The 7,117-nt window shown below is 49.6% G+C and carries 7 protein-coding genes and 3 tRNA genes; 5 read left to right on the forward strand and 5 right to left on the reverse strand.

The window, feature by feature from the left end; translation table 11 throughout:
• Window positions 1-38 precede the first annotated feature (38 nt).
• Window positions 39-965 carry a LysR family transcriptional regulator gene (locus BGK49_RS14695; RefSeq protein WP_001109794.1) on the forward strand — a complete coding sequence of 309 codons (927 nt, stop codon included), beginning with the start codon at window positions 39-41 and terminating at the stop codon, window positions 963-965.
• Here BGK49_RS14695 and BGK49_RS14700 read toward each other — a convergent pair.
• The 3 genes from BGK49_RS14700 to BGK49_RS14710 form a co-directional block, all read right to left on the reverse strand.
• A complete protein-coding gene (locus BGK49_RS14700; protein ID WP_000201413.1) occupies window positions 956-1,297 on the reverse strand; it encodes a FlxA-like family protein in 342 nt (113 codons plus the stop codon). The two genes, BGK49_RS14695 and BGK49_RS14700, sit on opposite strands and share 10 nt — an antisense overlap.
• A 119-nt stretch (window positions 1,298-1,416) precedes the next feature.
• A tRNA-Lys gene (locus BGK49_RS14705) sits at window positions 1,417-1,492 on the reverse strand.
• A 4-nt stretch (window positions 1,493-1,496) separates the two neighbouring features.
• Window positions 1,497-1,572: transfer RNA gene (locus tag BGK49_RS14710), tRNA-Val, on the reverse strand.
• Window positions 1,573-1,831: 259 nt separating this feature from the next.
• Between BGK49_RS14710 and gltX the strand changes: the two genes are divergently transcribed.
• On the forward strand, window positions 1,832-3,247 hold the full coding sequence (gene gltX / locus BGK49_RS14715; protein WP_000695657.1) for a glutamate--tRNA ligase: 1,416 nt from the start codon (window positions 1,832-1,834) through the stop codon (window positions 3,245-3,247).
• 50 nt (window positions 3,248-3,297) lie between these two features.
• Here gltX and BGK49_RS14720 read toward each other — a convergent pair whose 3' ends face one another.
• On the reverse strand, window positions 3,298-3,690 hold the full coding sequence (locus BGK49_RS14720; RefSeq protein ID WP_000826503.1) for a MerR family transcriptional regulator: 393 nt from the start codon (window positions 3,688-3,690) through the stop codon (window positions 3,298-3,300).
• Window position 3,691: 1 nt separating this feature from the next.
• Window positions 3,692-4,051, reverse strand: coding sequence for a YfeC-like transcriptional regulator (locus BGK49_RS14725; protein ID WP_000472021.1), 360 nt, complete (start codon window positions 4,049-4,051; stop codon window positions 3,692-3,694).
• Between the two features lie 220 nt (window positions 4,052-4,271).
• Here BGK49_RS14725 and BGK49_RS14730 point away from each other — a divergent pair.
• The 3 genes from BGK49_RS14730 to BGK49_RS14740 form a co-directional block, all read left to right on the forward strand.
• Window positions 4,272-4,347 (forward strand) — tRNA-Ala (locus BGK49_RS14730).
• Window positions 4,348-4,555: 208 nt separating this feature from the next.
• The gene (locus tag BGK49_RS14735) at window positions 4,556-6,745 is read left to right on the forward strand and encodes a bifunctional diguanylate cyclase/phosphodiesterase (RefSeq protein WP_005043438.1); all 2,190 of its coding nucleotides are present in this window, start codon (window positions 4,556-4,558) and stop codon (window positions 6,743-6,745) included.
• Between the two features lie 95 nt (window positions 6,746-6,840).
• The coding region (locus BGK49_RS14740) for a transposase domain-containing protein (protein ID WP_024249094.1) at window positions 6,841-7,117 on the forward strand (277 nt) is incomplete at its 3' end.

Consider the following 7,117-nt stretch of genomic DNA (forward strand, 5'->3'; position numbering starts at 1 on the left):
TAAAATTGATTTATTGCATCCATTCATGAAGAAAACAGATGAATTATTCTTTAAAACAATTAAAGGTTTTCGTCACAGTAGCGCAGGAGAAAAGTTTTAGTCGTGCAGGAGAGCGTATCGGCTTGAGCCAGTCGGCAGTAAGTCACAGTGTGAAGGAGCTGGAAAATCATACTGGTGTTCGCCTGCTGGACAGAACCACGCGTGAAGTGGTGCTTACAGATGCAGGGCAGCAGTTGGCTTTGCGTCTTGAGCGACTGCTGGATGAACTTAACAGCACGTTGCGCGATACCGGGCGTATGGGGCAACAACTGAGCGGAAAAGTTCGGGTCGCTGCCAGCCAGACCATTTCCGCGCATCTTATTCCGCAATGCATTGCTGAAAGCCATCGCCGCTATCCAGATATTCAGTTTGTCCTGCACGATCGTCCGCAGCAGTGGGTGATGGAAAGTATTCGCCAGGGAGATGTCGACTTTGGCATCGTCATCGATCCAGGCCCAGTGGGCGATCTGCAATGTGAAGCGATTCTTTCCGAGCCTTTCTTTCTGCTTTGCCATCGCGATAGCGCTTTGGCCGTGGAAGATTATGTACCCTGGCAGGCATTACAGGGAGCGAAATTGGTGTTGCAGGATTACGCGTCAGGCAGCCGACCGCTGATTGACGCAGCGCTGGCGCGCAATGGTATTCAGGCGAATATTGTGCAGGAGATTGGACATCCGGCGACGCTGTTCCCGATGGTAGCCGCAGGCATCGGCATCAGTATTCTTCCCGCACTGGCGCTACCATTGCCTGAAGGTAGCCCACTGGTGGTAAAGCGCATTACGCCGGTTGTTGAACGCCAGTTGATGCTGGTGCGCAGGAAGAACCGTTCACTTTCCACCGCCGCTGAAGCGTTATGGGACGTGGTACGAGACCAGGGCAATGCGCTAATGGCTGGTCGGGAAGGGGATCCGTTGTATCAGATATAGATATCGATATGAGTCGTTTTTTCAACAGGATTTAGAAGGGATACATTCAGAGACAAACGCTGCTCTTTCTCCTGCGCCTTTTCTGCCTGCTGTTTCTGCAACTGCGCCAGTTGTGTTTCCAGTAGGGTGATTTGCTGTTGAATCAATTCGGCCTGTTTTTGCTTGTCTTCAGCACTGCCGCTAGTGTCTACAATCTCTTTAATTTGTTGAGTGAGTTTGATGATTTGCTGACTTATCCGCGCGATTTGTGAAGCAACATCGCTACCTTGTGATGCCCTGTTACTACTCTGTGTTTGTATGGAAGGAATTGAAGTTGAAGAGATAGTGGCCATTGTTCAGTCCTCGTCACTGTACGAGGTAATATCGGTAGAAGAACAAGGAACTTGAGAAGAAAAATCAATCTTACAAATCGCAGATAGCAAAAAAGCGCCTTTAGGGCGCTTTTTTACATTGGTGGGTCGTGCAGGATTCGAACCTGCGACCAATTGATTAAAAGTCAACTGCTCTACCAACTGAGCTAACGACCCGAAGTGGTGGGTGATGACGGGATCGAACCGCCGACCCCCTCCTTGTAAGGGAGGTGCTCTCCCAGCTGAGCTAATCACCCCCCGCTGTGTGGAGTTGCATTATAGGGAGAGTTCAAAATGAGTCAACGCATTTTCTAAAGAAATTGTTCGTTCGTCGTAAATTTAAGCAAGATGATCGCAAAACAGACCGTGTTGCGCAATTTGTCAACGAAAACAATAATGCGTAAGGTAGAAACCCGAACTACATTGAGGAATCAGGCGGGAGTGATAGAATATCGCCCACTCAATTTTTCCAGGATTTGCCGGTTGTCGGCATCTTTCTAAACGTAAGGCCATTTCATGAAAATCAAAACTCGCTTCGCGCCAAGCCCAACAGGCTATCTGCACGTTGGCGGCGCGCGTACTGCTCTTTACTCCTGGCTTTTTGCACGTAACCACGGCGGTGAGTTCGTGCTGCGTATTGAAGACACCGATCTTGAGCGTTCCACGCCGGAAGCTATCGAAGCCATTATGGATGGCATGAACTGGCTGAGCCTAGAGTGGGATGAAGGTCCGTACTACCAGACCAAACGTTTTGATCGCTACAACGCGGTGATCGATCAGATGCTGGAAGAGGGCACTGCTTATAAATGCTATTGCTCTAAAGAGCGCCTGGAAGCGCTGCGCGAAGAGCAAATGGCGAAAGGTGAGAAGCCGCGTTATGACGGTCGCTGCCGCCACAGCCATGAGCATCACGCTGATGATGAACCGTGCGTTGTACGTTTTGCTAACCCGCAGGAAGGTTCTGTTGTTTTTGACGATCAGATCCGTGGTCCGATCGAGTTCAGCAACCAGGAACTGGACGATCTTATTATCCGCCGTACCGATGGTTCCCCAACCTATAACTTCTGTGTGGTTGTCGATGACTGGGATATGGAAATCACCCACGTTATCCGTGGCGAAGACCATATCAACAACACGCCACGCCAGATCAACATTCTTAAGGCCCTGAAAGCGCCGGTGCCGGTTTACGCGCACGTTTCTATGATCAACGGCGATGACGGTAAAAAACTGTCCAAACGTCACGGGGCGGTCAGCGTAATGCAGTATCGTGATGACGGTTATTTGCCAGAAGCACTGCTGAACTATCTGGTGCGTCTGGGCTGGTCCCACGGCGATCAGGAAATCTTCACTCGTGAAGAGATGATCAAATACTTCACCCTGAATGCCGTCAGCAAATCTGCCAGTGCGTTCAACACCGACAAGCTGCTGTGGCTGAACCATCACTACATTAACGCGCTGCCGCCGGAGTATGTTGCTACTCACTTACAGTGGCACATTGAGCAGGAAAATATCGATACCCGTAACGGCCCGCAGCTGGCTGATCTGGTGAAACTGCTGGGCGAACGCTGCAAGACGCTGAAAGAGATGGCACAGAGCTGCCGTTATTTCTACGAAGATTTTGCTGAGTTCGATGCCGACGCCGCGAAAAAACATCTGCGTCCGGTAGCGCGTCAGCCGCTGGAAGTGGTTCGTGACAAACTGGCCGCGATTACTGACTGGACCGCTGAAAACGTTCATCACGCTATTCAGGCGACGGCGGATGAGCTGGAAGTGGGTATGGGTAAAGTTGGTATGCCGCTGCGTGTCGCCGTAACCGGTGCGGGGCAGTCTCCGGCACTGGATGTTACCGTTCACGCAATTGGTAGGACCCGCAGTATCGAGCGTATCAACAAAGCGCTGGCTTTTATTGCTGAACGCGAAAACCAGCAGTAATTAGCGCATAAAAGATAAACGGCAGGAGATAATATCCTGCCGTTTTTTATTTATGCTGATTCGTCAATATCGAGACGGGCGAGGAAATTGCGAATTCCTTCACGTGACAAAAATTGCGCGACTTTTTCCTGCTCAATGTCTGTCATATTATCTATCGCGTTGATGATTTGTCGATACGCAGGGGCGCGTGCTCCAGGAGCGTATTCAGCAATTCTCTCTTCAGCTTCCATCAACATTGGTGTGTTATGGAAGGCTGGCGTGTTCTGAATAAACTCGCAAACTTGCGTATCGACCAGAATAAGTCTGGCACGACCGCCTTTCACGCCGGGAAATTTTTCCGTTTTCCAGCCTTTTTCTCTGATCCAACGGTTAACAGTTTGTTTAGCCACACCGAGGCATTCAGCCAGTTCTTCGGTGGTCATTTTATTGCGTAATCTTTTCATATTATTTGCTATCGCGAATCCCTAAGCGTTGTAACAATCCGATAATCCCTTCCCGCAGAAGCAAGGATGTAAACTGTTTTTGTTCAACTGGCGTCATCTCTTTCGCCAGTGTCACCAGCAATACTTCAAGCGGCGCATCACCAGAAAGGGCAGGCGCTTCTCCCTGACCTTCTGGACGTTCAGCATTGCGAATATATTCACGAACCTGTTCATTGACGTGAACCAGTCGGGCTTTGCCACCCTGGACGCCAGGTTTTGGTGACGTTGTCCAGCCTTCCTTGCGTACCCATTTATTAATGGTCTGGCGGCTATAGCCGGTCAGTCTGGCAAGTTCATCTGGTGTCATCCTCTCCTTGAACATAACAATTCCCTGAATGTATGTGGGTCTATTAGTAGTTCATTTTATAACACCACTTTACAGGAAACCGTGACATGAATAACTACTGAATGCGAGCGGTTTTCCAAAATTGTTCATTTGCCTGATTTTTCAGCGATTGAAACTACACGTTGCAATTTGCCGTTGACACATTCGGGCGGAATTCATATGATGCCGCCCGTCAACTCGACAAGCTTTACGTGACGGGGCTATAGCTCAGCTGGGAGAGCGCTTGCATGGCATGCAAGAGGTCAGCGGTTCGATCCCGCTTAGCTCCACCAAATTTCCAACCCTCGCTGCAAAGCGGGGGTTTTTTGTCTCTGCTTTTTGCCGCTTTTGTAATACAGTCTACGTCCGGGTTAGTGCCGCCAGGTGAAAGCATCATTGGATGAAAAATCGGCAACAGGCTGGCCCCCTGTTTGCTTCGCGATGCGAATAAACTTATTATTTGTGTGCCTGAAAACCCCGATCAGTGAGAGTAGTGTACTCATGTTTGTGGAGCATAACCTGATAAAAAATATCAAGATATTCACACTAGCGTTTACGCTCACCGTGGTACTTATTCAGCTATCCCGTTTTATTTCGCCACTTGCCATTATCCATTCCAGTTATATCTTTCTGGCGTGGATGCCACTGTGCGTAATGCTGTCAATCTTGTTTATCTTTGGCTGGCGAGGTGTCGTTCCCGTTTTATGCGGGATGTTTTGCACCAATCTGTGGAACTTTCATCTCTCTTTTTTACAGACTGCGGTCATGCTCGGTAGCCAGACGTTTGTCGTGTTGTGTGCCTGCGCAATATTACGCTGGCAGCTGGGGACGCGTTGGCGTTATGGATTGACCAGCCGATATGTCTGGCAACGTCTGTTCTGGCTTGGTTTGGTGACGCCGATCGGCATCAAATGCAGCATGTATCTTGTGGGGAGCTTCTTTGATTTCCCGCTAAAGATATCCACCTTTTTCGGCGATGCGGATGCCATTTTCACGGTCGTTGATTTGCTAAGCCTTTTCACCGCTGTGCTGATTTACAACATGCTTTTCTACTATCTCACTCGCATGATTGTAAGTCCCCACTTTGCGCAGATATTGTGGCGCAGGGATATCGCGCCGTCGTTGGGCAAAGAGAAACGCGCATTTACCTTAAGCTGGCTGGCAGCGTTAAGCGTGCTTCTACTTCTGTTGTGCACACCTTATGAAAACGACTTTATTGCCGGTTACCTGGTACCCGTTTTCTTCATCATCTTTACCCTCGGGGTCGGTAAGCTTCGCTATCCGTTTTTAAATCTCACCTGGGCTGTTTCAACGCTTTGCCTTCTGAATTACAACCAGAACTTTTTGCAAGGGGTGGAAACCGAATATTCGCTGGCATTTATTCTTGCGGTGCTGATTTCCTTTAGCGTTTGCCTGCTCTATATGGTGCGCATTTATCATCGCAGTGAATGGCTTAATCGCCGCTGGCATTTGCAGGCGCTGACCGATCCGTTAACGCTCCTGCCCAACTTCCGTGCGTTGGAACAAGCGCCGGAGCAAGAGGCGGGCAAGAGTTTTTGCTGCCTGCGCATTGATAATCTTGAGTTTATGAGTCGTCATTACGGCTTAATGATGCGCGTTCACTGTATCCGCTCAATTTGCCGTACGCTGCTGCCGTTGATGCAGGAAAACGAAAAGTTGTATCAATTGCCGGGTAGTGAACTGCTGTTAGTGCTGAGCGGGCCGGAAACGGAAGGGCGACTCCAGCATATGGTTAACATCCTGAATAGTCGGCAAATTCACTGGAACAATACCGGGCTGGATATGGGCTATGGTGCTGCCTGGGGGCGTTTTGATGGAAATCAGGAAACCCTGCAACCCTTGTTGGGGCAGTTAAGCTGGCTGGCGGAGCAATCCTGCGCACATCATCATGTGCTAGCGCTGGATAGCAGAGAGGAGATGGTTTCCGGGCAGACCACTAAACAGGTGCTATTGCTGAATACCATTCGCACGGCGTTATATCAGGGTGATTTGCTGCTCTACGCCCAGCCAATTCGCAACAAAGAGGGTGAAGGTTATGATGAGATCCTCGCGCGACTGAAATATGACGGCGGCATTATGACCCCGGATAAGTTTCTGCCCCTTATTGCTCAGTTTAACCTTAGCGCGCGTTTTGATTTGCAAGTGCTGGAATCCTTGTTGAAGTGGCTGGCAACACACCCTTGCGACAAAAAAGGACCGCGCTTTTCAGTCAATTTAATGCCGCTCACGCTGCTGCAAAAGAATATTGCCGGGCGGATTATTCGTCTGTTTAAGCGTTATCACATCTCCCCGCAGGCGGTCATTCTTGAGATCACCGAGGAGCAGGCGTTTTCTAACGCAGAAAGCAGCATGTACAACATCGAGCAGCTGCATAAGTTTGGTTTCTGGATTGCGATTGATGACTTTGGCACCGGCTATGCCAACTACGAACGGTTAAAGCGTTTGCAGGCTGATATCATCAAAATTGATGGCGTCTTTGTGAAAGATATTGTCACGAACACGCTGGATGCGATGATTGTGAGATCAATTACCGATCTGGCGAAAGCGAAGTCATTGAGTGTGGTCGCGGAGTTTGTCGAGACGCAACAGCAGCAGGCGCTATTGCATAAGCTCGGGGTGCAATATCTGCAAGGGTATTTGATTGGTCGCCCGCAGCCATTAGCTGATTAACAGGCGTAAAAAAACCGGGGAATTATCCCTAATGCCGATCAGTTAAGGATCAGTTGACCGATCCAGTGGCTGTGTAAGAATCCGGAAACGCTCACTTGTTTCCGGATTTTTTTATGCACATTGGACAGGCTCTTGATCTGGTATCCCGTTACGATTCTCTGCGTAACCCACTGACTTCTCTGGGGGATTACCTCGACCCCGAACTCATCTCTCGTTGCCTTGCCGAATCAGGTACTGTAACGCTACGCAAGCGCCGTCTTCCCCTCGAAATGATGGTCTGGTGTATTGTTGGCATGGCGCTTGAGCGTAAAGAACCTCTTCACCAGATTGTGAATCGCCTGGACATCATGCTGCCGGGCAATCGCCCCTTCG

Origin of the sequence: Shigella sp. FC1544 (assembly GCF_001722145.1) — a bacterium.
Classification (GTDB): Bacteria; Pseudomonadota; Gammaproteobacteria; order Enterobacterales; family Enterobacteriaceae; genus Escherichia; species Escherichia coli.